Origin of the sequence: Streptomyces sp. SYP-A7185, from assembly GCF_046103685.1 — a bacterium.
GTDB lineage: Bacteria > Actinomycetota > Actinomycetes > Streptomycetales > Streptomycetaceae > Streptomyces.
In genome coordinates, this window is the sequence record NZ_CP122310.1 from 1,646,447 (window position 1) to 1,670,532 (window position 24,086).

Sequence of the window (24,086 nt, forward strand, 5' to 3'; positions counted from 1 at the left end):
GCACATGAGTCGAGCGCCGGCAACCGATCAGAGCCGACTACCACTCGGGAGTGAAATTCGCGGCCAGCCCGTCCCCTCTCGCCGCCCTTCTCGTTGGTTGGCCAAGACCCAACTTAGCTAAGGACGCGCAGGATGGAGCCGATCACACTCGGCGTTGCGGTGGTCACGCTCGGCGTGCAGTTGTGGCTCGGAACGAAGATGGTGAAGGAGGCCAGGCAGAGCAGGGCCGCTGCCCAGGATTCGGCCAGGATCGCGAGGCTCGCCCTAAAACGCCTCACAGACTTCTGCATTGAACAGGATCACTCCGGGAACCTGCTGCGCTACCTGGGTTCCGAGAACATTCGTTTCGAGGTCCTCCCACGAGATCTCCCCGGAGCCGTTTCGCTTACGCCTCCGCGGACCGAGCTGGTCCCGGGCGAGGCCGTCAGGTTCTCGGTGGTCGGCACTTCGAGCGCGGACCATCCGCCCCAGTTGTGGATCAAGGTTTGGCGCGGTGCGGAAGAGTTCGCCTTGGCGGTCCCGTGGCGGACCGCAACGCCGTGAGAGCGCCGTCATTTTGACCCGCTCACACTGCAACTACGCTCGTGCGCTCTGCAACGCCCCCATCTGCCGGTGGGGGCGTTGCTTTCGTGCGGCGGGATGCCCCTGAGCCCGACGCGTTTCCCGCCTCACCCCTTGCTCGAGCCCAGTGTCAGGCCCGCTATGAAGTGGCGTTGCAGGAGGAGGAAGACCAGGATCGTGGGGAGGGCCACCAGGACCGAGCCTGCTGCCAGGAGGTTGTAGTCCGTGAAGAATTGGCCTCTCAAGTTGTTCAGGGACGACGTGATCGGGAGTTTGTCGGGGTTCGAGATGAAGATCAGGGCCCAGAGGAAGTCGTTGTAGATCCAGGTGAATTCCAGGGTGCCAAGAGCCGCCAGTGCGGGGCGGCACAGGGGGACGGTGATGCGCCAGAACTGGGTCCATACTCCTGCGCCGTCCACGATCGCCGCCTCGAGGATTTCCTGCGGCAGGGTCCGCATGAAGTTGGAGAGCACGAAGACGCAGAAGCCGATCTGGAAGCCGATGTTGACGAGGATGATCGCCCAGTACGAGTCGTACAGGGTGAGGGAATCGGACATCCACCACGGCAGAGGGATCTTGAGGAAGAGGACGTACAGGGGGGTGACCAGGACCTGGGGCGGCAGCAGGTTTCCCGCGGTGAAGAGCATCAGGAGGATCATTCCGCCGCGGATGCGCAGGCGGGACACGGCGAAGGCCACGAACGACGCCAGGAACAGGGTGACCAGGACCGCGGGGACCGCTATGAGCAGCGTGTTGGTGAAGTACTTGCCCATGCCGGAATCGCTGTAGGCCTGACGGTAGTAGTCGAACGACAGGCTCTTGGGCAGCGAGAAATAGCCGTGCCGCGCCGTTTCCTCGTACGGGCGCAGGGAGGCGTAGACGGCCAGGAGCAGGGGCGCGAGGAATGCCAGGGTCACTGCCGTGAGGAAGATGTGCACCCCGAAACGGCCGCGCCGGCGGGTACGGCCCGCGGGCTTCTCGGCGGGCGGTGCGGGCTTTTCCCCGAGCGGTGTCGTGCGGATGTCGGCGCTCATCGGTCTCGCGCACCTCGCAGCTCTTGGACCAGGAACGTCACGATGAATCCGAGCGAGACGGTCAAGAGGACGACCGCGATGGCGGAGCCGAATCCGATGCGGCTCGCCTCGCCGATGATGTTGTCGGTGATGAGCACGGAGAGCAGTTCCAGGCCGTTGCGGCCTTTGTTGACCGCGTAGACGATGTCGAAGGCGCGCAGTGCCTCGATGACCGTGATGACGCCGACGATGACATTCACGGGGCGCAGGGTGGGGAAGACGACGCGGAAGAACGTCTGGCGGGCGTTCGCGCCGTCTATCTGGGCGGCCTCTTTCAGGGCCGGGTCGACGGATTTCAGCCCGGCCAGATAGAGGATCATGACGTAACCCGTGTGGCGCCAGCTCGCGGCCAGCATCATCATCCAGAGATTGATGTCGGAGTTGCCGAGCCAGTCGATCGGGTCGTTCTGGTTGTCGAGGATCGTGTTGACGACGCCCTGGTCGGTGCCGAGGATCAGCTGGGCCATGAAACCGACCACGGCGAGCGAGAGCACCACCGGCATGTAGAGCACGGACTGGTAGAAGCGGCTGAAGCGGACCCCGCGGTCGATCACGACCGCGAGGAGCAGGCCGAACGGCGTGGCCACCAGGCCGAGGAACGCGATCCAGAGCAGATTGTGGCGGACGGCGGGCCAGAACGCCGGGTAGTTGTCGACCAGGTTCTCGTAGTTCTTTCCGCCCACCCAGGTGACGTCGCCGATGCCGTCCCAGGACGTGAAGGACAGGCCGACGGAGGCCAGGGTCGGGCCCCAGATGATGAAGAGGTCAAGGAGGACGGGAATTCCCAGAAGCACGCCGAGCACGGCGACGTCACGGCGCGTGAAACGCCGTGGTCCCCGCCGTCCGCCGGCGCGCCGCGCGGTTTTCTGCGGCACGGGGTGCGGTCCCTCGCTACTCAGCTGACGTCGGAGGAGAAGATGTCTTTCTTCTGGCGCTCGATGCTGTTCACCAGGCCGTCGACGTCCTTGGGATTGTCGATGAAGTCCTGAAGCGCCTTGATCATGACGGTCTGCGCGAAGTCGGGCCGGGTGTCCCGGTCCAGGAACTGCGAGATCTGTTTCGCCCCGGAGACGAGTTCGGCCGACTTCTTCTGGAGGGGGCTGTACTTGCTGGTGTCGGCGCCGTCGTTCACCGCGACGTTGTTGGGGTCACCGGCCAGGTAGATGTCCTCGGCCTTCGGTGTGCCCAGCCACTTGAGGAGTTCCTTGGCGCCTTCGACGTTCTTCGACTTCTTCGCCACCAGGAATCCGTCGATCGGCGCTTCCACGGCGTCCTGGCCGTACGCCGGATCGATCTCGGGGAAGGCGAAGAAGTCGATGTCGTCGCGCTCGTCCGCGGGGAACTGCTGGCCGGGGTGCGGCATCCCGAAGACGGCCATGGCGGTCTTGCGCTGCTGAAGGCCCTGCCCCGCCTCTTCCCAGGTACGGCCGAGCGCGCCCTTCTGGTAGTAGGGCATGAGTTCACGCCACAGGTCGAAGACCTTCTTGACCTTGGTGTCGGTCCAGGCTTCCTCGCCGGCCATCAGGCTCTTGTGGAAGTCGTATCCGTTGAGGCGCATGTTGATGTAGTCGAAGGTGCCCATGGCGGGCCAGCCGTCCTTGTCGCAGAAGGCGACCGGTATGCCGTCCTTGCTCATCTGCTTGGCGAGCGCGATGAACTGGTCCCATGTCGTGGCCTGTTCGTAGCCCTGTTTCTCGAAGAGGCTCTTGCGGTGGAAGACGGCCCATGGGTAGTAGTAATACGGCACGAAGTACTGTTTGCCCTCGTGCGTGGACTGGTCGCGCAGCGCGTCCGAGAAGCCCTTGAATCCCTTCCACACGTCGCTGATCTCGATCAGCAGCCCCTTCTCGGCGAAGTACTGCATGCGGTATCCCGCGAACCACATGAAGACGTCGTCGGGCGTGCCCTGGAGATAGCGCGTGATGTTCTGCTGGAACTCGTTGTGCTCTGTCGTGTTGACCTTGACGGTCTTCCCGGACTTCTTCTCATAGGCGTCGAAGGCGGCGGCGAACGCCTTCTTGGGCACCGCGTCCGAGGAATTGGACCCCATCGAGACTTCGTCCTTGTCGCCGCCCGGTCCGTCACCGCAGGCGGTGAGCAGGGCCGGAAGGGTGACCGCACCGGCTCCGGCGGCGGCACCGCGCAGGACATTCCGGCGGGACATCCGATGTCCTGACATGCTACGAGGCGTGGCAGGACCCATGAACGATGACTGTGCCATGTCCCCCTCCTCGGGGTTCAAACGAACACAACCGAACGCAAGGGTTGCGATCCCACTCCCAAGCGTCACCGCAGTCAAGGGTTTCGGCGGCGGGTGCTCGAACCGTTACGGCTCGCCCCCTCCTCTTCCAACAGAGTCCAACAAGCCCTACCGTAAGCGCGCACCTCTGACACGTACATGCAGCCCCACAACTTCTGCGAGTACGGAGGAATGTAACGATGCGTCATCTCACATCCCGCACCACGCGTCGAAGAGTCGTCGGGTCGCTGACCGCCGCACTGCTGTGCGCCGCGGGTCTCGCGGGCCCGGCCGCGGCACAGGCCACGGGTGGCGCGAGTGACACGGGTGGCACGAGCGACGTAAGTGACACCGGCAGCGCGAACGGCACGGCCGGCACGGGTGGCGCGAACCTCCCCGGCGACCTCGCCCTCACCCCGCCCATGGGCTTCAACAACTGGAACTCCACGCACTGCCGGGCCGAGTTCGACGAGGCCATGGTCAAGGGGATCGCGGACCTCTTCGTCGAGAAGGGCCTCAAGGAAGCCGGCTACCAGTACGTCAATCTCGACGACTGCTGGGCGCTGCCCGAGCGGGACGCGAACGGCAAACTGGTGCCCGACCCCAAGCGCTTCCCCGGCGGCATCAAAGCAGTTGCCGACTACGTGCACGCCAAGGGACTCAAGCTCGGCATCTACACGAGTGCCGGCACCAAGACCTGTAGCGACATCGGCTTCCCCGGGGCGCTGGGCCACGAGGTGAGCGACGCACGGCAGTTCGCCGACTGGGGCGTCGACTACCTCAAATACGACAACTGCAACAACCAAGGCGTCGACGCCAAGAAGCGGTACGTCGCGATGCGCGACGCGCTCAAGGCCACCGGGCGCCCCATCGTTTACAGCATCTGCGAATGGGGCGAGAACAAACCCTGGGAGTGGGCCGCCGATGTCGGCCACCTGTGGCGCACCACCGGCGACATCAGCGACACCTGGTCCTCGATGCTGTCGATCATGAAGCAGAACCTGCCGCTGGCAAAGCACGCGGGGCCCGGTCACTGGAACGACCCGGACATGCTCGAGGTCGGCAACGGCGGCATGACGGACACCGAGTACCGCACGCACTTCTCGATGTGGTCGATCATGGCAGCGCCGCTGCTCATCGGGTCCGATCTGCGCAAGGCGACGCCGGAGACCTTCGAGATCATCGGCAACGAGGAAGTCATCGCCGTCGACCAGGACCCGCTGGGCAAGCAGGGCGACGTGCTGTCCTCGGAGGGCGGCCGCTGGGTCGTCGCCAAGGAGATGAAGGACGGCAGCCGGGCGGTCGCGCTCTTCAACGAGACGGGTACCGCCCAGTCGATCGCCACGACGGCGAAGGCGGTCGGGCTGCCGGCCGCCGACGGATACACGCTGCGCGACCTGTGGAAGCACAAGAGCTACAACACGGCGGGCGGGATCTCGGCGACCGTGCCCGCGCACGGCACCGTACTGCTGCGCGTCTCGGCGGACGGCAAGTGGGCCAAGAACCCGCCGGCCGTCGAACTCGGCCTGGAAGGGGCTCCGTTGGTGGAGGCGGGCAAGCCCGCGCGGCTGACGTCGAAGGTCACCAACCTCGGCCGCACCCCCGCCCAGAAGGTGTCCACCACCTTCACCGGCCCCTCCGGCTGGCGGATCAAGGCCACGTCGCCCTCGACCGCGGCATCCCTGCCGACGGACAAGTCGCTGAGCACGAAGTGGACGGTGACCGCACCGCGGGGCGCGGCCCCGGGGGCGTACGACCTCACGCTCAAGACCGGTTACCGCTCCCCCGGCGGCGCCCGCGCCGACAGCGTGCTGCCGCTGACCGCGCATGTCGTCGTGGCGCCGCCCGCGGGCAACTCGGCGGTCAGTGACCTGCCGTGGATGTCGACGGTCAACGGCTGGGGCCCGGTCGAGAAGGACACGAGCAACGGCGAGAGCGCGGCGGGCGACGGGAAGCCGCTCACCATCGGCGGGGCCGTCTTCGCCAAGGGGCTCGGCGTGCACGCCGACAGCGCCGTCGAGTACTACACCGGCGCCTCCTGCGAGAAGCTCACCGCGCGGGTGGGCGTCGACGACGAGAAGGACCCGAAGGGCACGGTCACCTTCGAGATCTGGGCGGACGGCAAGAAGGCCGCGTCGACCGGAGTGCTCACCAACGCCGATGCCGCGCAAGGAATTTCGGCCGACGTGAGCGGCGCCCAGGTCGTACGTCTCGTCGTCACGGACGGCGGCGACGGCAGGGACTCCGACCACGCGGACTGGGCGGAGCCGGTGCTCAGCTGCTGACCCGACCACGATCCGGGCGCCCGGTCTGCCGAGCGCCCGGATCACCGGCCGGGGCCGGAGCGCGGCCCGCCTGCCCGGAGCGGGGCCCGCCTTCTCGGAGCGGAGCCCGCCTTCCCGGAGCGCGGCCGTTCTGACCGAGGCCGACCAGGCCCGCCCCAGCGATCAGCTCCCCACGACAGGCCGCAGCCCCACGGTCCGGTCCTCCTGGCTGAGTGCGGCCGCCGCCGCTCCCACCAGGCCGGCGTCCGTCCCCATCAGGGCCGGGCCCACGGTCAGATGACGTACGAAGGAGAGCGTGGCGTAGTCCCGCAGGGAGCGGCGCAGCGGGTCGAAGAGCACGTTGCCCGCCTTGGCCACCCCGCCGCCGATCACGGCGATGTCGATCTCGACGAGCGTCGCCGTGGCGGCGATGCCCGCGGCGAGCGCCTGCGCCGCCCGTTCGAAGGAGGCGACGGCGACCGGGTCCCCGGCCCGGGCGGCGAGGGCGACCGCGGCGGCGGACGTGTCGCCGTCGGCGCCGGGCCGCCAGCCGCCCTCCAGGGCGCGCCGCGCGATGTTCGGCCCGCTCGCGATGCGCTCCACGCAGCCGCGCGCCCCGCACGGGCAGGCGTCACCGTCCAGGTCGACGCTGATGTGCCCGATGTGCCCCGCGTTGCCGGTGGGGCCGGGGTGCAGCTTGCCCCCGAGGATCAGGCCGCCGCCGACACCGGTGGAGACCACCATGCACAGGGCGTTGTCGTGTCCCCGGGCCGCGCCCTGCCAGTGCTCGGCGGCCGTCATCGCGACGCCGTCGCCGACCAGCTCGACCGGCAGGCCGCCGGTGGCCGCGCGCACCCGCTCGACCAGCGGGTAACCGCGCCAGCCGGGGACGTTCACGGGGCTGACGGTGCCCGCCGACGCGTCCACGGGGCCCGCGCTGCCGATGCCGACGGCGCGCGTCCTGCCCCACATCGAGGAGCGCGTGAGCTCGCCGATGACCTCTTCGACCGCCCGCATCACGATGTCGCCGTCCTCGCGCGCGGGGGTGGGCCGCTGGGCGCGCAGCAGGATCCGGCCGCGGCCGTCCACCAGGGCGCCGGCGATCTTGGTGCCGCCGATGTCGAGTGCGGCGACGAGGTCCGTGTGCATCAGTGTCTGATCTCCCGGTGGCAAGGGCAGGCCGCTCTCCTGGTGAAAGTGCAGGCCGGAGAATGTGATGGACAGTCTCTCTTGCATCTGACAACGTTGTCCAGGTTCTATGCTCGACGCCACATCACTTACGCACCACTTTCAGCTCCCCTTCGTCGACGACAGGACAGCGCACCGTGGCCGAGACCGCCAGCCGACCCGAGCGACCCGAACCCCGCTACGGCAACCGTCCGACCATGAAGGACGTCGCCGCCCGCGCCGGAGTCGGCCTCAAGACGGTCTCCCGTGTCGTGAACGGCGAGCCGGGCGTCACCCCGGACACCGAGCGCCGCGTGCAGGAGGCGATCGATGCCCTCGGCTTCCGGCGCAACGACAGCGCACGCGTCCTGCGCAAGGGCCGCACGGCCAGCATCGGCCTCGTCCTCGAAGACCTCGCCGACCCCTTCTACGGGCCGCTCAGCCGTGCCGTGGAGGAAGTGGCCCGCGCCCACGGCGCCCTCCTCATCAACGGGTCGAGCGCCGAAGACCCGGACCGCGAGCAGGAGTTGGTGCTCGCGCTGTGCGCGCGCCGGGTCGACGGCCTCGTCGTCATCCCGGCCGGTGACGACCACCGCTATCTGGAGCCGGAGATCGCCGCCGGGGTCGCGACCGTCTTCGTCGACCGGCCCGCCGGGAAGATCGACGCCGATGTCGTGCTCTCCGACAGCTTCGGCGGCGCGCGCGACGGCGTCGCCCATCTCATCGCCCACGGCCACCGCCGCATCGGCTTCATCGGCGACCAGCCGCGCATCCACACCGCGATAGAGCGCCTGCGGGGCTACCGCGCCGCCATGGAGGACGCGGGGATCGACGTCGAGGACGCGTGGATGTCCCTGGGTCCCACCGCCCCGGACCGCGTGGAGCAGGCCACCAGGACGATGCTCGGCGGCCCCGACCCCGTCACGGCGATCTTCGCGGGCAACAACCGTGTGACGGTGACGGTCGTGCGCGTCCTCGCCGGGCACTCCCGGCCCGTGGCCCTCGTCGGCTTCGACGACATCGAGCTCGCGGACCTGCTCCAGCCGGGCGTGACCGTCGTCGCCCAGGACGCCGCGCAACTGGGCAGGACCGCCGCGGAGCGCCTGTTCCGTCAGCTGGACGGCGCGTCCGACGCCCCGGAGCGCATCGAACTCCCGACGCGGCTCATCCAGCGCGGATCGGGCGAACTGCCGCCCGCGGGCTGACGGCCGGCAGGCGGCGGTGGGGGCGCGGTCAGCAGACGGGGAGGCCGGGCAGCGGCTTGTCGTTGTCGCCGCCCTTGATGTAGACGTCGCTGATGAACACGTCCCTGTTGCCGCTGTCGTCGTCCGTCTTGGCCCACCAGACGTTCGTCCACTCGCCGTGCGTCTCGCGGCGGCCCAGGTTCTGCTGGCAGTAGAAGTAGTTCGTGCCCGCGTTCAGTACGCCCGCTTCGGCGCCCGCCGCGGTGTACGACGTGGCGGTGCGCCAGACCGAGCAGTCGTACCTGCCGCCGCCCGCGGCGTGGCAGGCGGCTTCGGGTGCCGGATCCTCCCCGCCACCGGTCGTGCCGCCGGAGCCGTCCGCACCGCCGCCCGTGGTGCCGCCGTCCCCGGTGGGCTCGGCGGAGGACTTGGCGCGGTCCTTCGGCCGGTCCGTGGACTTGGGGTCGTCGTCGGCGCCGCCCTGGCCCGCCGAGGGCTTCGCGTCCGGCGTGCGGGACTTCTCGTCGCCCTGCTTCGAGGGCTTGGGCCCGTCCGCGTCGTCCAGTGCGCCCCGGCTGCTCTCGGCGCCCGGTTCGGCCGCGTCCGCGGAGGCGGCGGCCCGCCCGGCCTTGTTTCCGCTGTCCCCTTGGCCGTCGAGGAGGGCCACGGTGACGCCGGTCGCCGCCAGGACGACGGCCACGGCCACCGCGGCGAGCAGGACCCGGCCACGGCGCCGGCGGCTCCCGGAGGCGGGCGCGGGCGCCGGTCCGGTGGGGTGGGTCAGCGGGGGCTGCCCGGCCGGCTGGAGCGGCTGGGGCGGCCCGGCGAGCAGTGGCCCGAAGCCCGGCGGAGGGCCGCTCGGGATGCTGCGCTCGGTGGCCTCCCTCGGCCGGGGCGCGGGCTCGCGCAGGGCGGCCGTGACCGCGCCGTCCGCCGCGTCGGCCAGGATCAGCGCCGCCTGCTCCGCGTCCGGCCGGGCCCGCGGGTCCTTGTGCATCAGCTGTCGCAGCACGGGGAGCAGGGGACCTGCCCGCCGCGGCTCGGGCAGCGGGTCGGTGACGATCGCGGTGAGCGTGGACCACGTCGACGTACGGCGGAACGGGGAGGCGCCTTCGACCGCCGCGTACAGCGTGGCGCCGAGCGCCCACACGTCGGATGCGGGACCGGGGTCCTGGCCCTGGGCCCGCTCAGGCGCCAAGTAGTCGAGGGAGCCGACCAGTTCGCCGCTGCGCGTGAGGTGGGTGGCGGAGCCGTCCCCCGGGTCGTCCATCGTGGCGATGCCGAAGTCGGTCAGGACGACGCGGCCGCCGGTCTCCAGGAGGATGTTGCCGGGCTTCACGTCGCGGTGCAGGACTCCGGCGCGGTGGGCGGCGGCGAGCGCCTCCATGACCTGGGCGCCGATGGCAGCCGCCTCGCCGGGTCCGAGGGTGCCGCGCTCACGCAGCACGTCGTCCAGGGAGGGTCCTTCGACCAGCTCCATGACGATCAGGGGCCGTCCGTCGACCTCCGCCACGTCGTGCACGGCGACGACCCCGGGGTGGCGCACCCGGGCGGCGGCACGGGCCTCGCGCTGCATCCGTACGCGCAGGTCGGCCAGTTCGGGCCCGGCCGCGTCGGTGTACGTCCGCAGTTCCTTGACGGCGACCTCACGGCCGAGCACCTCGTCGACGGCGCGCCACACGACGCCCATGCCACCGCGTCCGAGCCGCGCCGTCACGCGGTAGCGCCCGGCGAGGAGCCGGCCCACTCCGCCCGTCTGTTCCTGATCCCCCGAAGTCACCGCTGCCCCGTTCCTGTGCCACCACTTCTGGTGGCTCACAGACTACGGGGCAGGGGTGACAGGGCGTGCCGGGTGTTACTTGCCGTGCGGCGTGAGGTCGCCGCGGCGCGGGCCGGAGAAGCTCTGGAGGCGGGCCAGCGTCAGGCCGGTGAGCCGGGTGACCTCACCGACGTCCAGGGCGCCGCAGTCCAGGCCGCGCAGCAGGTAGCCGGCGAGCGCCTTGGCCGACGCCGGCTCGTCCGCCACGTCGCCGCCCTCGCGGTGGGCGGCGTACGCGGACAGGCGTGCGGCGGCCTGCTCGAAGCCCTCGCGGTAGAACGCGAACACGGCGGCGTAGCGCGTGGGGATGTGGCCGGGGTGCATGTCCCAGCCCTGGTAGTAGGCGCGGGCCAGGGCGCGGCGGGTGAGGCCGTAGTGCAGGCGCCAGGCGTCGTGGACCTTCTCGGTGGTGCCGATGGGCAGGACGTTGGTGGAGCCGTCCGAGACGCGTACGCCGGTGCCGGCCGCGGCGACCTGCATGATCGCCTTGGCGTGGTCGGCGGCCGGGTGGTCGCTGGTCTGGTAGGCGGCGCTGACGCCGAGACAGGCGCTGTAGTCGAAGGTGCCGTAGTGCAGGCCGGTGGCGCGGCCCTCGGCGGCGCCGATCATGCGGGCCACGGTGGCGGTGCCGTCGGCGGCGAGGATGGACTGGCTGGTCTCGATCTGGATCTCGAAGCCGATCCGGCCGGGCTCGAGGCCGCGTACCTTCTCGAACTCCTCCAGGAGGCGCACCATCGCGGTGACCTGCTCGGGGTAGGTCACCTTGGGCAGCGTCAGGACGAGTCCGTCCGGCAGGCCACCGGCCTCCATGAGGCCGGACAGGAAGATGTCGAGGGTGCGGATGGCGCGGTCGCGCACGTTCTCCTCGAAGCACTTCATGCGGATGCCCATGTACGGGGCCGCGGTGCCGTTCCGGTAGGCCTCGGAGATCAGGCGGGCCGCGCGGGCGGCGTCCTGGTCCTCGTCCGCGCCCTTGTAGCCGTCCTCGAAGTCGATGCGCAGGTCCTCGACGGGCTCGCGCTCCAGCTTGGCGCGCACGCGGTCGTAGACCGGTCCGGCCAGGTCGTCGGCGAGACCGAGGACGGCCGCGAAGGAGGCGGCGTCGGGAGCGTGCTCGTCGAGGGCCTTCAGGGCCTGGTCACCCCACGTACGGATGGTTCCGGCGTCGAAGAGCTCGCCGGGGACGTACACGGTGTGGACCGGCTGGCGGGTGCCGGGGTCGCCGGGGTAGCGGCGCTCGAGCTCCGCGTCCACCGGGGCGAGGGAAGCGCTGATGCCCTCGCTGACCGCGCCCGCGAGGCTCGTTGCCACCTTCTCTTGCTGACCCATTCCTGCACCCTCCACACGCTCGGGACCACACACTCAGGACCACTCGGGACAACCGAGTTTCCGCTTCACGGAATCAACAATCCGCATGGCGAAGTTATCCGGCGACCTTCCCGCTGGTCAACACCCTCTCGTCTGCCGGACCTCGTCCGTTCACCCGTGTCTCAGATCCTGCTTCCGCACTCGTGCGCCCGCACCTCGTCCCGTCCCGACCGCCTCCCACTGAAGCCCCACCGAAGGAGACCGCGTGCCGAATGACACCCGAGTAACGCGCCGCTTCGGCCTCCAGACCGCGCTCGCCGCGGTGGCCGTGCCCTTGTTCACCACCGCGCTGGCCGCCTCGCCCGCCCACGCGGTGGAGCGCGCGGGGCGCCGGCTGGAGGTGATGTCGTTCAACCTCCGCTACGCGAGCGCGACGCCGCCGCACACCTGGGCCGACCGCCGCCCGGTGACCCGGGACCTGCTGCGCCGCGCGCGCCCTCACGTCATCGGCACCCAGGAAGGCCTCTACCAGCAGGTGCGGGACATCGCGCAGGACCTGGGCCCGCACTACGACTGGATCGGCACCGGCCGCGCGGGCGGCAGCCGGAACGAGTTCATGGCCGTCTACTACGACACGCGCAGGCTCGCGCCGGTCGAGTACGACCACTACTGGCTCTCCGACACCCCGGACGTCATCGGGTCGAACACCTGGGGCGGCGGTTCCATCCGCATGGTCACCTGGGTGCGCTTCCACGACCTGCGCACGGACACCGAGCTGTACGTCCTCAACACCCACCTCGACAACGCGAGTCAGTACGCACGCGCGCGTGCGGCGAGTCTGATCGTCGAACGCATCGGCGCCCTGGACCGGTCCCTGCCGCTGCTTGTCACGGGTGACTTCAACGTCGCGGCGCACAAGAACGCGGTCTACGACACCCTGCTGGGCGCCGGTCTCGTCGACACATGGGACGCGGCGGACCAGCGCAGCAAGGCGTACGCCACCTTCCACGGCTACAAGCCGCTGGTGCCGGACGGCGACCGGATCGACTGGATCCTGGCCACGCCCGGGGTGCGGGTCCACTCGGCGGCCATCAACACCTTCTCGCAGGGCGGACAGTTCCCCTCCGACCATCTGCCGGTGCAGGCATCGCTGACGCTGTGACGCACCGAGGCCTTCGCCGCCGCGGCATGCGGTGGCGAAGGCCTCGTACTGCCTCTGGTGTTGCCCGGTGCCGCGTGAAGCGATCAGCCCTTGCGGGTGTTGACCTCTTCGGTCAGGGCGGGCACGACGTCGAAGAGGTCGCCGACCACGCCGTAGTCGACCAGGTCGAAGATCGGGGCCTCGGCGTCCTTGTTGATCGCCACGATCGTCTTGGAGGTCTGCATGCCCGCCCGGTGCTGGATCGCACCCGAGATGCCCGAGGCGATGTAGAGCTGCGGCGAGACGGACTTGCCGGTCTGGCCGACCTGGTTGGAGTGCGGGTACCAGCCGGCGTCCACCGCGGCACGCGAGGCGCCCACGGCGGCACCGAGCGAGTCGGCGAGCGACTCGATCACGTGGAAGTTCTCCGCGCCGTTCACGCCACGGCCACCGGAGACCACGATCGCGGCCTCGGTCAGCTCCGGACGCCCGGTCGACTCACGCGGCGTGCGCGCGGTCACCTTCGTCCCCGTGGCCTGCTCCGAGAAGGACACGGACAGAGCCTCCACGGCGCCCGCGGCCGGGGCGGCCTCCACGGCGACCGAGTTCGGCTTGACCGTGATGACCGGCGTACCCCGGGAGACCCGGGACTTGGTGGTGTAGGAGGCGGCGAACGCCGACTGCGTCGCGACCGGGCCCTCGTCGGAGGCCTCCAGGTCGACGGCGTCGGTGATGATGCCGGCCTTGATGCGGACCGCGAGGCGCGCCGCGATCTCCTTGCCCTCGGCGGACGAGGGCACGAGCACGGCGACCGGGGACACGGCGTCATAGGCGGCCTGCAGCGCGTCCACCTTCGGCACGACGAGGTAGTCGGCGAACTCGGCGGCGTCGCTGGTGAGGACCTTGACCGCACCGTGCTCGGCCAGCGCGGCGGCGGTGTCGGCCGCGCCGTTGCCCAGGGCGACGGCGACCGGCTCGCCGACACGGCGGGCCAGCGTCAGCAGTTCGAGGGTGGGCTTGCGGACGGCACCGTCCACGTGGTCGACGTAGACCAGAACTTCAGCCATGGGACTTCAATCTCCTGCGGTTACGAAGAAGTGGGGCGGATTTCAGGGGGTGGCTGAAGCTCAGATGAACTTCTGGCCCGCGAGGAACTCAGCGAGCTGCTTGCCGCCCTCGCCCTCGTCCTTGACGATCGTGCCCGCGGTGCGCGCGGGACGCTCGGTGGCGGAGTCGACCTTCGTCCAGGCACCCTCCAGGCCCACTTCCTCGGCCTCCAGGTCGAGGTCGGAGAGGTCCCAGGACTGAACCGGCTTCTTCTTGGCGGCCATGATGCCCTTGAAGGAGGGGTAGCGCGCCTCGCCCGACTGGTCGGTCACCGACACGACGGCAGGCAGCGAGGCCTCCAGCTGCTCGGAGGCGGCGTCGCCGTCCCGGCGGCCCTTGACGACGCCGTCCGCGACGGAGACCTCGGAGAGCAGCGTCACCTGCGGGACGCCCAGGCGCTCGGCCAGCAGCGCGGGGACCACACCCATCGTGCCGTCCGTCGAGGCCATCCCCGAGATCACCAGGTCATAGCCGGCCTTCTCCACGGCCTTGGCCAACACCAGCGACGTGCCCAGCGCGTCCGTGCCGTGCAGGTCGTCGTCCTCGACGTGGATGGCCTTGTCGGCGCCCATGGACAGCGCCTTGCGCAGCGCGTCCTTGGCGTCCTCGGGGCCGACGGTCAGCACGGTGATCTCCGCGTCGTCCGCCTCGTCCGCGATCTGCAGGGCCTGCTCGACCGCGTACTCGTCGAGCTCCGACAGCAGGCCGTCCACGTCGTCACGGTCGACGGTCAGGTCATCGGCGAAGTGCCGGTCGCCGGTGGCGTCGGGCACGTACTTCACGGTGACAACGATCCTCAAGCTCACGCCGGCTCTCCTACTGCATCGTCTTTACTGGGCTGCTGCCTTGGCTCTGGCCACTGCCTTCTTGCAGGCAGCATAGGCGCCTGAAGGGGCGGATCCCGGTCGGGGCGGCCCGCGCTCCGACCAGAATATTACTCGCCAGTACACCCAGTTCATTCCCACTAAGCAAGCGCTTTGAACTGTGACCTTCCCAACGCTCCGTAATCGGGCGCCGGGAAGGCCGAACGGGAACTTTCAGTCGCGCAACGCGTTGAAGCGGCCCTGGTGGTAGAGCAGCGGCCGGCCGGCGCCCGCCGGATCGCCCACCACCGCCTCCGCGAGGACGATCCGGTGGTCACCGGCGGGTACCCGCGCGGCGACCTTGCACACCAGCCAGGCCAGGGTGCCGTCGAGCACGGGGACACCCTTCGGCCCCTCGTACCAGCGTGTGTCCCCGCCGAAGCGGTCGGCGCCGCTGCGCGCGAAGGTCGAGGCCAGCTCGAGCTGGTGCTCGCCGAGTATGTGGACGCCGACGTGGTCGGCCTCGGAGATCGCGGGCCAGCTGGACGCGCCCGTACCGATGCCGAACGAGAGCATCGGGGGTTCGGCGGAGACCGAGACGAGCGAGGTGGCGGTGAAGCCGACGGGCCCGGCGGGGCCCTGGGCGGTGATGACCGCGACCCCCGCCGCGTGCTGCCGGAAGACGGAGCGCAGGAGGTCGGGGGAGGCGAGCTGGGGGGTGCGGAGGTCGGGCGTGGCCGTCATGGAATGGTCCTTCTGCCGGAGGTACGAGCGGTCCCGTGGCTGCTCAGCAGCCCGGACAGCGCGCACTTGCATGGCGGGCGAGGTCCACGTGGACACGCTCGTAGAGAAGGAGCTCCGGAGGCATGGGAGCAGGCTGGCGATAGGTGCGGGGTGCAGTCAAGTCCGTTCCGCGATGTGAAAGTGGTCCCTCGGTCATGGCGCTCCTCCCCCGCATCCCCTGACCTCACACGGCCTTGCCGAGGGCGGCGATCACATCGGCCCTGCGCGGCTGCCCGGTCGCGCGCCGCACGACGCGCCCGGCGGCGTCGAGCACCAGCACGGTCGGCGTCCTGACGACGCGCAGTTCCCGTACGAGATCGAGTTCGGCTTCGGCGTCGATCTCCACGTGCGCGACGCCCGGGACCATTTCGGCCACCTCGGCGAGCACCCGGCGTGTCGCGCGACACGGCTGGCAGAAGGCGCTGGAGAACTGCACGAGCGTGGCGCGCTCCCCCAGTTCGTGCCCCTGCCACGCACCCGGTGCCGGAGCGTCGAGCCGGTCTCCCGTCCCGCGTATCCGCACGTCAGCCTCCCGCCCCCGCGTCATGATCCAACTATCCCCGTCTTCAGCGTCCCGGAGCCCGCGAACATTCCCAACGTGACGAGAATCTCGCGCTACCCGGGCACGATGGGTGGCCAGCGGTCCGTTCTTGGGGCACGATCTGCGCAACGCCGAAAAACCTACGGCTGCGTAACTTCCCGCCGGGAGCCCCCTCCCAAAGGCAGAAACGAAGGGCCCTCCCCACCCATGGCAGAGCTTGTCTACCGTCCGGTCATCGGTGCCGCGAAAACGCTGTTCAAGGCATGGGACCTGAAGATCGACTGCAAGGGGTCGGAGAACATCCCGCGCACCGGTGGCGCGGTGCTGGTCAGCAACCACATCAGCTACCTCGACTTCATCTTCGACGGCCTCGCGGCCCTGCCGCAGAAGCGCCTGGTGCGGTTCATGGCCAAGGAGTCGGTGTTCCGGCACAAGGTCTCCGGGCCGCTGATGCGCGGGATGAAGCACATCCCCGTCGACCGCACGCAGGGCGAGTCGGCCTACCAGCACGCGCTGGAGTCGCTGCGCTCCGGTGAGATCATCGGCGTGTTCCCCGAGGCGACGATCTCGCCGTCGTTCACGCTGAAGTCCTTCAAGTCGGGCGCCGCGCGCCTGGCGCAGGAGGCCGGCGTGCCGCTGATCCCGATGGCGCTGTGGGGCACCCAGCGCCTGTGGACGAAGGGGCAGCCGCGCAACTTCAAGCGCAGCCACATCCCGATCACGATCCGCGTGGGCGAGCCCGTGGAGGCCCCCAAGGACCAGTTCGCGGGCGCGATCACGCGGCGGCTGCGCGAGCGCTGCCAGGAGCTGCTCGAAGCGGCGCAGCGCGCCTACCCCGTACGCCCCAAGGGGCCCGACGACACGTGGTGGATGCCGGCGCACCTCGGCGGCACCGCACCGACGCCGGCCGAGGTGAAGGCCGCCGAGGCGAGCTGAATCGATTACTCCGGGCGCTCGGACGCCCGCTCCGGCGCGCGGACGGTGAGCCGCGCGCCGGGGCTGAACTTGGCGAGCAGCTCGGCCAGTTCCGCGCCCGCTTCCTCGACGCCGGAGTCCGGCCCCATCCCCTCCAGCAGGAAGATGGCGTTGACCGACTCCTCCGTGAGGCGGGTGCGCGGCCCCTGGCGCCAGTTCCAGCGGCGGCAGGTGACGCCCTCGTCGTCGCACCAGACGACCTCGCCCGCGTCCGGGTGCTCGACGGACCGCTCCCCCGCGGCCAGTGTGACGAAGTCCTCGGTGCCGTCGGCCCGCACCAGGCGCATGCCGCCCTTGACGTGGTCCAGGTCCTCGCCGCCGACCGGGATCAGGTGGGCGACGCTGATCGCGTTGTAGACGTCGACGAGGGTGTTGATCCGCGGCAGTCCGCCGTCGGCGAGGGCGCGCTTGGCCAGCGCCTCGGCGGAGTTGCGCGTACGGGACGGCTTGGCACCGAAGGCGGTGTACGCCGCGCGCCAGGCCACCATGTGCGGGTCCTCGTGCGGGGCACGGCCGTCGAGCCGCTCGGCGAGGCGGCGCGCGGCGTCGTCGAGGAGGGCCGAGGTCTCCTCGGTGCTCGGTCCGTTGACGAGCCCGTGGGCCTCGACGGCGACGTGGGTGAAGCCGGGCGCGAGGGCGCGCACGGCGTCGGTCACGGTGATCTGGAAGGTCATCGGCTGCCTTGCGTTCAGAGTGTGTCGGGGAGGTGCTCCCACAGGTACGGCCGGTCCGGAGCGTCTTTCAGGGCGCGCAGGACCCCCGAGTGCGGTACATCAAACAGTACCGGATAGTCCACCTCACTGCACTCGACGTCCACCGCGAAGGCGAGGCGCTCCCCGCCGAGGGAGAACCGGGCGTCGACGCCGGGCTTGTTGCCGCGGGGGTCCTGCCGGTGCCAGGCACCCCGGAAGCGGACGGCGACCAGGCCGTGGAGGACGTGCCCCGTACCCGCGTCGTGCGTCAGCCGCTGATAGCAGAGTGCGGTCGGGATGTCCTCGGCGCGCAGGAGCGCGGCCAGGGCGTGGGACTTGGCGTGACAGATGCCGGTGCGCCGCTCAAGGACGTCGGAGGCGCGCCACGTGACGCGCGGATCGCCGCTGTCGGCGGAGTGCGGGATGGTGTCCCGCACGAACTCGTAGGCCGCGCGGGCGTATGCATATGAATCCGCGGCCTGTACGGCCAGGCGTGCGGCCGTCTCGCGTACGAGCGGATGGTGGTGGTCGATGACCTCGTCGGCCGCCAAGTAGGCGGACAGGTCGGGGTTCTGCTGGATCAGCTGCATGCCACGGGAGCATAGAAATGCGATCGACCGCGAGTCAATGCTTTTACGGTCGATCGCATATCTATGCAGCCAGCGGGAGAGGCCGGCTAGCGCGCCATCTCTTCCTTGAGGGCCGCGACGAAGCCGTCCACGTCCTCCTCGCGCGTGTCGAACGCGCACATCCAGCGGACGTCGCCCGCGGCCTCGTCCCAGAAGTAGAAGCGGTACTGCTTCTGCAGCCGCTCGCTCACGTCGTGCGGCAGCCGCGCGAAGACCGCGTTGGCCTGCACCGGGTAGAGGATCTCCACGCCGTGGACGGCGCGCACCCCTTCGGCCAGGCGCTGCGCCATCTCGTTCGCGTGCCGGGCGTTGCGCAGCCACAGGTCCTTGGCGAGCAGGGCCTCCAGCTGCACCGACACGAAGCGCATCTTGGAGGCGAGCTGCATGGACATCTTGCGCAGATGCTTCATGTGGCTGACGGCGTCCTGGTTGATGACGACGACGGCCTCTCCGAAGAGCGCGCCGTTCTTCGTGCCGCCCAGGGACAGGATGTCCACGCCGACCGCGTTCGTGAACGTCCGCATGGGGACGTCGAGGGACGCGGCGGCGTTGGCTATGCGCGAGCCGTCGAGGTGCACCTTCATGCCGAGCGCGTGCGCGTGGTCGCAGATGGCGCGGATCTCGTCGGGCGTGTAGAGCGTGCCCAGTTCGGTGTTCTGCGCGATCGAGACGACCTGCGGCATCGCCCGGTGCTCGTCGTCCCAGCCGAACGCCTGCCTGTCGATCAGCTCGGGCGTGAGCTTGCCGTCGGGCGTGGGCACCGTGAGCAGCTTGAGGCCGCCCATGCGCTCGGGGGCCCCGCCCTCGTCCACGTTGATGTGCGCCGACTCGGCGCAGATCACCGCGCCCCAGCGGTCGGTGATCGCCTGGAGGGCGACGACGTTCGCCCCCGTGCCGTTGAAGACCGGGAACGCCTCGGCCGTCGGGCCGAAATGGCCCCGGACGACCTGCTGGAGGTTGGCCGTGTAGTCGTCCTCGCCGTACGCGATCTGGTGACCGCCGTTGGCCAAGGCGAGGGCGGCGAGCACCTCCGGGTGGGCGCCCGCGTAGTTGTCGCTGGCGAACCCCCGCACCTCCGGGTCGTGATGGCGGCGCGCGTCGGTCCTGGGAGGGTTCACGGGCTCCCGGTCCCGGGTCTCGCGAGCGGTCACGGCTTCTCGGTCAGCCACAGGCGCTTTCCGTTCACATCTCCGGCGGGCTGCTCCCAGACCTTGGCGATGGCCTCGGCCAGCTCCTTGACGTCCGTGAAGCCCGCGAACTTCGCGTTGGGCCGCTCCGCGCGCATCGCGTCGTGCACCAGCGCCTTCACCACCAGGATGGCAGCCGCGGACGTCGGGCCCTGCTCGCCCCCCGCCTTGCGGAAGGCGTCGCCGAGGGCGAGCGTCCAGGCCTCGGCGGCGGCCTTCGACGCGGAGTACGCGGCGTTACCCGCGGTGGGCTTGGAGGCGCCGGCCGCGCTGATCAGGAGGTAGCGGCCACGGTCGCTGCGCTGCAGGCCGTCCTGGAAGGCGAGCGTGGTGTGCTGCACCGTACGGATCAGGAGCTTTTCGAGCAGGTCCCAGTCGGCGAGGTCGGTCTCGGCGAAGGTGGCGCTGCCGCGCCAGCCGCCGACGAGGTGGACCAGGCCGTCGATCCGCCCGAACTCCTTCTCGGTGCGGGCGGCCCAGCCCTTGGTCGCGTCGAGGTCCAGGAGGTCGACCGTGTCCCCTATGACGGTGGCCCCGCCGTGCGCGTACCGCGCGGCGTCCACGGCCTCCGCGAGGCGAGCGGCGTCGGCGTCCGACGCCACGACCGTGGCTCCGGCCTCGGCGAGCCTCAGCAGCGCGGCCCGGCCCGCCGGACCGGCTGCGCCCGCGACCGCGATCACGGCTCCATCGAGTGCGGACATCGTCCTCGCCTCCTTGGTGCGGTCGCTCATGCGGCGACCTGCTCGGCGCGCGCCGCGGTGATCCCCTTGGTGGAGGCGATCACGTGCTTGAGCTTCTTGGAGAGCGCCTCATAGAACATGCTGAGCGGAAACTCGTCGGGAAGCACGTCGTCGACGAGTTTCCGGGGCGGAAGCTGCGTGTCCAGGGCGTCGGGGCCCTTGGCCCAGCGCGATCCGGGGTGCGGGGCGAGGTACTGGGACACCAGGTCGTACGCGGCGAACCAGTGGACCAGCTTCGGGCGGTCGATGCCCGCGCGGTAGAGCTCCTCGATCTCGGCGCACAGCTGGTTGGTGACCTGCGGCGCGCGCTCCCAGTCGATCTTGAGCTTGTTGTCGGTCCAGCGGACGACGTCGTGCTTGTGGAGGTACGCGAAGAGCAGCTGGCCGCCGAGGCCGTCGTAGTTCTTGACGCGGTCGCCCGTGACCGGGAAGCGGAACATCCGGTCGAACAGGACGGCGTACTGCACGTCGCGTGCCTGCGGGACGCCCTCGGCCTCCAGCTTCACGGCCTCCTTGAAGGCGGTGAGGTCGCAGCGCAGCTCCTCCAGGCCGTACATCCAGAACGGCTGCCGCTGCTTGATCATGAAGGGGTCGAAGGGCAGGTCGCCGTGGCTGTGGGTGCGGTCGTGCACCATGTCCCACAGGACGAACGCCTGCTGGCAGCGGTCCTGGTCGCCGATCATCTCGCGGATGTCGTCGGGCAGTTCGATCCCGAGGATGTCCACGGAGGCCTCGGTGACGCGGCGGAAGCGGGCCGCCTCGCGGTCACAGAAGATGCCGCCCCAGCTGAAGCGCTCGGGGGCCTCGCGCACGGCGATGGTCTCCGGGAAGAGCACGGCGGAGTTGGTGTCGTACCCCGCGGTGAAGTCCTCGAAGGTGATGCCGCAGAACAGCGGGTTGTCGTAACGCGTGCGCTCCAGCTCGGCCAGCCACTCCGGCCAGACCATGCGCAGCACGACCGCTTCGAGATTGCGGTCGGGATTGCCGTTCTGCGTGTACATGGGGAAGACCACGAGGTGCTGGAGGCCGTCCTCGCGGTGTGCCGCGGGCTGGAAGGCCAGCAGCGAGTCGAGGAAGTCCGGCACCTCGAAACCGCCGTCTGCCCAGCGGCGCAGGTCGGCGCCGAGCGCCTGGTGGTACGCGGCGTCGTGCGGCAGGAGCGGGGCGAGCTGGTCGACCGCGGATATCACGCGGTCGACGGCGAGCTCGGCCACGGACCGCGCCGGGGCGCCCTCCGCGTCGAAGTCGATCGAACCGTCCGCGGACTGCCACGGGCGGATCTCTTCCACGGCTTCCTTGAGCATCGGCCAAGCCGGGTGCTCCACGACCCTTCCCATGGGGGCACCCCCGCTCGCGGGAGGAACCGCCCCCTCCGTAACCCTCTGCACAAGAATTTCCGTCACTTGTCAACCTCCACGGGAGAACCTCGCGTTAGAACACCGTATGCGGGCGAGGTTCTCCACCACAAGAGGGAGCTCGGGAAATTATCCTGCGCCACCCCCAACATCACCGCTGTTTTTCCTGTGATACGCCGTCGAGGCGATTGCTTCTGCCACTTCTGCCGCCGCGGCCCGCGCATCGTCCAGGAGCCCCGGGAAGCCCAGGAATCCGTGGAACATCTCCGGGTGGTGCGCCCGTGTCACCGGGACCCCGGCACGGCGAAGCTTGACCGCGTACGCCTCGCCCTCGTCGCACAGGGGGTCGCAGCCGGCCGTGACGACGTGGGCGGGCGGCAGGGCGGTGACGTCCGCGTGCAGCGGCGAGGCGTAGGGGTGGGTGGGGTCGCCGTCCGGGCCGAGGTACTGCTCCCAGAACCAGCGCAGGTGCGCGGCGGTGAGGAAGTAGCCGGTCGCGTTCGTCGTATACGAGTCGCTGCCCTGCCCCGCGTCGAGCAGGGGGTAGATCAGCACCTGGAGCGCCACGGCGGGCCCGCCCCGGTCCCGCGCCATCAGGGCCGCCACGGTGGCGAGGCCGCCTCCGCTGCTGTCCCCGGCCGTCACGACGGCGCCCGGGTCACCGCCCAGTCCGCCCGCCGCGGCCTGGTCCGCGACCCAGCGGAGGGCCGCGTAGGCGTCCTCGGCGGCCGCCGGGAAGCGGTGCTCGGGGGCGAGGCGATAGGCGACGGACACCACGACGGCTCCGGACCCGGCACAGAGGGTGCGGGCCGTGGCGTCGTGGCTGTCGAGACCGCAGAGGGTGTAGCCGCCGCCGTGGAAGAAGACGACGGTGGGACGGGGACGGGGGCGGGAGGGTCCCGCGGGCCGGTAGACGCGCAGGGGCAGGTCGGGGGCGCCCGGCGGTCCGGGAACGGCACAGTCCTCCACTGCCCCCACGGGTGGCGGCGCCTTGCCCGAGGACGGCGCGGCGGCAAGGACACGCCGAGCCTCGCCCGCGTCGGTGACGGCACCGCCGAGATCGGGAAAGGCGGCGCTCAGCGCATCGACGAGGGGACGGGCGCCGGGGGCGAGCCGGTGACCGGGGCTGCTGGCTTCGGCGGGGGTGGGGCGGCCGCCAGGGCTGCTGGCTTCGACGGGGGCGAGATGGCCGCCGGGGCTGTCGGCTTCGGCGGGGGCTGGACGGTCGCCGGGGCTGCTGGCTTCGGCGGGGGTGGGGCGGTTGCCGGGGCTGTTGGGCTCGGGCGTCCGTGTCATGGCGTTTCCTGGGGGCGGAAGTGCGGGATGACCTTCTCGCCCCATTGCCGCAGCGTCTCCATGCAGGCTTCCTGCGGGACGGTGCCCATCTGGATGAGGCACATGATCTCGTCGGCGCCCGCGTCACGGAGCCGCTCCACGTACGCGATGGCGTCGTCGGCGGTTCCGTAGGCGTGGTCGGCGTTGAAGGTGGCCGTGGAGGTGGGCCGCACCGGGATGGCGTGCTCGTGCAGCCGCGCGACGACCTGCTCGGCGGCCTCACGCATCGCGGCCGCCTCGTCCGCCCCCTCCACCACGGCCTCGTCGGGGATGCCGGCGCCGCCGTACCAGTGCCCGATGGACTGCGCGAAGAACCGCTGTCCGCGGATGCCGACGCGCCGAGCGGTGTCGCGGTCGTCGAGCACGATGGTCGGACAGAGCACGGAGAAGTGGTCGTTGACGACGCTGGACACGAAGCGGGCGTCGCCGCGCTCCGCGATCGCCGTGTCGTACGCCGCACGCATCTCGGCGATGGACTCGGGCCCGGCGAAGCCCATCACCAGGGCGCCGATGCCGAGTTCGGCGGCCTGCCTCAGGGTCTCCGTCCTGCTACAGGCCAAGAAGAGCGGCGGGTGAGGAGTCTGGCGGGGCCGGGGCAGGATGGGGTGCGGGTCGATGTCGAGCAGAGCGCCGTGATGCTCCAGCTCCTCGCTCGCCCAGGCCTTCCCGATGATCTGGAGCGCCTCTTCGACCTCCTGGGTCGTACGTTCCTTGTCGACACCGCAGAGTGACGTCTCCTGGAGGGTCCCGCCGCGTCCCGCCCCGAGGTCGAGCCGCCCGCCGGACAGCAGATCGAGCATGGCGGCGCGCTCGGCGACACGGGCCGGGTGGTTGAAACGGAACGGCATGCAGACCACGCCGTGGCCGATGCGGATGGTGCTGGTGCGTGCGGCGACCCAGGTCAGGAAGATCTCCGGGGCGCTCATGTGGGCGTACCACTTCAGGGAGTGGTGTTCGACCGCCCAGACGCGGTCGAACCCCATCTCCTCGGCCAGGACGGCCTGTTCGACGCTGTCGCGGATGAGTTGGTGCTCGCGCTCGACGGTGGGGTCGGCGAGCTGCGCTTCGAAGATGACGGAGAACTGCACGTGCCCTCCAGGGGGTTGGACCGCAGGCATGACCCTTGTTTCGATTAGCCATATGACTAGTCGTCAGGTCTCCAAGTAGCAAGAGAGTGCACGCG

At 70.2% G+C, this 24,086-nt stretch carries 22 protein-coding genes; 5 read left to right on the forward strand and 17 right to left on the reverse strand.

The window, feature by feature from the left end; genetic code table 11:
- Positions 1-132 precede the first annotated feature (132 nt).
- Positions 133-543: a hypothetical protein gene (locus tag QBL25_RS07065; protein WP_409056139.1), complete on the forward strand. Its 411-nt coding sequence runs from the start codon at positions 133-135 to the stop codon at positions 541-543.
- 125 nt (positions 544-668) lie between these two features.
- On the opposite strand, the gene QBL25_RS07070 is transcribed toward QBL25_RS07065, so the two are convergent.
- From QBL25_RS07070 to QBL25_RS07080, 3 genes are read right to left on the reverse strand one after another with little or no spacing between them, the layout of a single operon-like run.
- Entirely contained in the window at positions 669-1,595 is a 927-nt protein-coding gene (locus tag QBL25_RS07070; RefSeq protein WP_409056140.1) for a carbohydrate ABC transporter permease, read from the reverse strand.
- Positions 1,592-2,509: a carbohydrate ABC transporter permease gene (locus QBL25_RS07075; protein WP_409056141.1), complete on the reverse strand. Its 918-nt coding sequence runs from the start codon at positions 2,507-2,509 to the stop codon at positions 1,592-1,594. Before QBL25_RS07075 ends, QBL25_RS07070 begins: the two co-directional genes overlap by 4 nt.
- 20 nt (positions 2,510-2,529) lie before the next feature.
- Entirely contained in the window at positions 2,530-3,798 is a 1,269-nt protein-coding gene (locus tag QBL25_RS07080; protein ID WP_409056142.1) for an ABC transporter substrate-binding protein, read from the reverse strand.
- Positions 3,799-4,073: 275 nt separating this feature from the next.
- Between QBL25_RS07080 and QBL25_RS07085 the strand changes: the two genes are divergently transcribed.
- Positions 4,074-6,158, forward strand: a complete 2,085-nt coding sequence (locus QBL25_RS07085) for an NPCBM/NEW2 domain-containing protein (protein WP_409056143.1) — start codon at positions 4,074-4,076, stop codon at positions 6,156-6,158.
- Between the two features lie 162 nt (positions 6,159-6,320).
- Here QBL25_RS07085 and QBL25_RS07090 read toward each other — a convergent pair whose 3' ends face one another.
- On the reverse strand, positions 6,321-7,286 hold the full coding sequence (locus QBL25_RS07090; protein ID WP_409056144.1) for an ROK family protein: 966 nt from the start codon (positions 7,284-7,286) through the stop codon (positions 6,321-6,323).
- A 236-nt stretch (positions 7,287-7,522) separates the two neighbouring features.
- On the opposite strand from QBL25_RS07090, the gene QBL25_RS07095 reads away from it, so the two are divergent.
- Positions 7,523-8,509, forward strand: a complete 987-nt coding sequence (locus QBL25_RS07095; protein WP_409056145.1) for a LacI family DNA-binding transcriptional regulator — start codon at positions 7,523-7,525, stop codon at positions 8,507-8,509.
- Positions 8,510-8,537: 28 nt separating this feature from the next.
- Here the strand turns inward: QBL25_RS07095 and QBL25_RS07100 are convergent, their stop codons facing one another.
- On the reverse strand, positions 8,538-10,268 hold the full coding sequence (locus tag QBL25_RS07100) for a serine/threonine-protein kinase (protein ID WP_409056146.1): 1,731 nt from the start codon (positions 10,266-10,268) through the stop codon (positions 8,538-8,540).
- Positions 10,269-10,343: 75 nt separating this feature from the next.
- Positions 10,344-11,636 carry a DUF6986 family protein gene (locus QBL25_RS07105; RefSeq protein WP_409056147.1) on the reverse strand — a complete coding sequence of 431 codons (1,293 nt, stop codon included), beginning with the start codon at positions 11,634-11,636 and terminating at the stop codon, positions 10,344-10,346.
- A 244-nt stretch (positions 11,637-11,880) separates the two neighbouring features.
- Between QBL25_RS07105 and QBL25_RS07110 the strand changes: the two genes are divergently transcribed.
- Positions 11,881-12,777, forward strand: coding sequence for an endonuclease/exonuclease/phosphatase family protein (locus QBL25_RS07110; protein WP_409056148.1), 897 nt, complete (start codon positions 11,881-11,883; stop codon positions 12,775-12,777).
- Between the two features lie 83 nt (positions 12,778-12,860).
- Here QBL25_RS07110 and QBL25_RS07115 read toward each other — a convergent pair whose 3' ends face one another.
- The 4 genes from QBL25_RS07115 to QBL25_RS07130 form a co-directional block, all read right to left on the reverse strand.
- Positions 12,861-13,823, reverse strand: a complete 963-nt coding sequence (locus QBL25_RS07115; RefSeq protein ID WP_409056149.1) for an electron transfer flavoprotein subunit alpha/FixB family protein — start codon at positions 13,821-13,823, stop codon at positions 12,861-12,863.
- A 60-nt stretch (positions 13,824-13,883) separates the two neighbouring features.
- Positions 13,884-14,669: an electron transfer flavoprotein subunit beta/FixA family protein gene (locus tag QBL25_RS07120; protein WP_409056150.1), complete on the reverse strand. Its 786-nt coding sequence runs from the start codon at positions 14,667-14,669 to the stop codon at positions 13,884-13,886.
- Positions 14,670-14,900: 231 nt separating this feature from the next.
- Positions 14,901-15,410, reverse strand: coding sequence for a flavin reductase family protein (locus tag QBL25_RS07125; protein ID WP_409056151.1), 510 nt, complete (start codon positions 15,408-15,410; stop codon positions 14,901-14,903).
- Between the two features lie 223 nt (positions 15,411-15,633).
- Positions 15,634-15,996, reverse strand: coding sequence for a TlpA family protein disulfide reductase (locus tag QBL25_RS07130; RefSeq protein WP_409056152.1), 363 nt, complete (start codon positions 15,994-15,996; stop codon positions 15,634-15,636).
- Positions 15,997-16,197: 201 nt separating this feature from the next.
- Here QBL25_RS07130 and QBL25_RS07135 point away from each other — a divergent pair, with 201 nt between their 5' ends.
- On the forward strand, positions 16,198-16,926 hold the full coding sequence (locus QBL25_RS07135; RefSeq protein ID WP_409056153.1) for a lysophospholipid acyltransferase family protein: 729 nt from the start codon (positions 16,198-16,200) through the stop codon (positions 16,924-16,926).
- Positions 16,927-16,931: 5 nt separating this feature from the next.
- Here the strand turns inward: QBL25_RS07135 and QBL25_RS07140 are convergent, their stop codons facing one another.
- The 7 genes from QBL25_RS07140 to QBL25_RS07170 all read right to left on the reverse strand — a co-directional run bounded on the left by QBL25_RS07140 (position 16,932) and on the right by QBL25_RS07170 (position 23,991).
- Positions 16,932-17,639, reverse strand: a complete 708-nt coding sequence (locus QBL25_RS07140) for a B3/4 domain-containing protein (RefSeq protein ID WP_409056154.1) — start codon at positions 17,637-17,639, stop codon at positions 16,932-16,934.
- A 14-nt stretch (positions 17,640-17,653) separates the two neighbouring features.
- Complete coding sequence (locus tag QBL25_RS07145) at positions 17,654-18,247, reverse strand: transglutaminase-like domain-containing protein (protein ID WP_409056155.1); 594 nt, start codon at positions 18,245-18,247, stop codon at positions 17,654-17,656.
- Positions 18,248-18,333: 86 nt separating this feature from the next.
- Complete coding sequence (locus tag QBL25_RS07150) at positions 18,334-19,404, reverse strand: threonine aldolase family protein (RefSeq protein WP_409062573.1); 1,071 nt, start codon at positions 19,402-19,404, stop codon at positions 18,334-18,336.
- 29 nt (positions 19,405-19,433) lie between these two features.
- Positions 19,434-20,204 carry an SDR family NAD(P)-dependent oxidoreductase gene (locus QBL25_RS07155; RefSeq protein ID WP_409056156.1) on the reverse strand — a complete coding sequence of 257 codons (771 nt, stop codon included), beginning with the start codon at positions 20,202-20,204 and terminating at the stop codon, positions 19,434-19,436.
- Positions 20,201-21,616 carry a DUF6421 family protein gene (locus QBL25_RS07160; protein ID WP_409056157.1) on the reverse strand — a complete coding sequence of 472 codons (1,416 nt, stop codon included), beginning with the start codon at positions 21,614-21,616 and terminating at the stop codon, positions 20,201-20,203. The genes QBL25_RS07155 and QBL25_RS07160 overlap by 4 nt, the downstream gene beginning before the upstream one ends.
- A gap of 81 nt (positions 21,617-21,697) precedes the next feature.
- Positions 21,698-22,864 carry an alpha/beta hydrolase fold domain-containing protein gene (locus QBL25_RS07165; RefSeq protein WP_409056158.1) on the reverse strand — a complete coding sequence of 389 codons (1,167 nt, stop codon included), beginning with the start codon at positions 22,862-22,864 and terminating at the stop codon, positions 21,698-21,700.
- Positions 22,861-23,991 carry an LLM class flavin-dependent oxidoreductase gene (locus tag QBL25_RS07170; RefSeq protein WP_409056159.1) on the reverse strand — a complete coding sequence of 377 codons (1,131 nt, stop codon included), beginning with the start codon at positions 23,989-23,991 and terminating at the stop codon, positions 22,861-22,863. Before QBL25_RS07170 ends, QBL25_RS07165 begins: the two co-directional genes overlap by 4 nt.
- Positions 23,992-24,086 lie beyond the last annotated feature (95 nt).

Excerpts from the sequence above, each read along its gene's own strand:
- QBL25_RS07125 (WP_409056151.1), bottom strand. The coding sequence starts at position 15,410 with ATGACGGCCACGCCCGACCTCCGCACCCCCCAGCTCGCCTCCCCCGAC.
- QBL25_RS07090 (WP_409056144.1), bottom strand. The coding sequence starts at position 7,286 with ATGCACACGGACCTCGTCGCCGCACTCGACATCGGCGGCACCAAGATC.
- QBL25_RS07165 (WP_409056158.1), bottom strand. The coding sequence starts at position 22,864 with ATGACACGGACGCCCGAGCCCAACAGCCCCGGCAACCGCCCCACCCCC.
- QBL25_RS07105 (WP_409056147.1), bottom strand. The coding sequence starts at position 11,636 with ATGGGTCAGCAAGAGAAGGTGGCAACGAGCCTCGCGGGCGCGGTCAGC.
- QBL25_RS07140 (WP_409056154.1), bottom strand. The coding sequence starts at position 17,639 with ATGACCTTCCAGATCACCGTGACCGACGCCGTGCGCGCCCTCGCGCCC.
- QBL25_RS07130 (WP_409056152.1), bottom strand. The coding sequence starts at position 15,996 with ATGACGCGGGGGCGGGAGGCTGACGTGCGGATACGCGGGACGGGAGAC.
- QBL25_RS07065 (WP_409056139.1), top strand. The coding sequence starts at position 133 with ATGGAGCCGATCACACTCGGCGTTGCGGTGGTCACGCTCGGCGTGCAG.
- QBL25_RS07095 (WP_409056145.1), top strand. The coding sequence starts at position 7,523 with ATGAAGGACGTCGCCGCCCGCGCCGGAGTCGGCCTCAAGACGGTCTCC.
- QBL25_RS07080 (WP_409056142.1), bottom strand. The coding sequence starts at position 3,798 with ATGTCCCGCCGGAATGTCCTGCGCGGTGCCGCCGCCGGAGCCGGTGCG.
- QBL25_RS07070 (WP_409056140.1), bottom strand. The coding sequence starts at position 1,595 with ATGAGCGCCGACATCCGCACGACACCGCTCGGGGAAAAGCCCGCACCG.
- QBL25_RS07115 (WP_409056149.1), bottom strand. The coding sequence starts at position 13,823 with ATGGCTGAAGTTCTGGTCTACGTCGACCACGTGGACGGTGCCGTCCGC.
- QBL25_RS07085 (WP_409056143.1), top strand. The coding sequence starts at position 4,074 with ATGCGTCATCTCACATCCCGCACCACGCGTCGAAGAGTCGTCGGGTCG.
- QBL25_RS07145 (WP_409056155.1), bottom strand. The coding sequence starts at position 18,247 with ATGCAGCTGATCCAGCAGAACCCCGACCTGTCCGCCTACTTGGCGGCC.
- QBL25_RS07155 (WP_409056156.1), bottom strand. The coding sequence starts at position 20,204 with ATGAGCGACCGCACCAAGGAGGCGAGGACGATGTCCGCACTCGATGGA.
- QBL25_RS07135 (WP_409056153.1), top strand. The coding sequence starts at position 16,198 with ATGGCAGAGCTTGTCTACCGTCCGGTCATCGGTGCCGCGAAAACGCTG.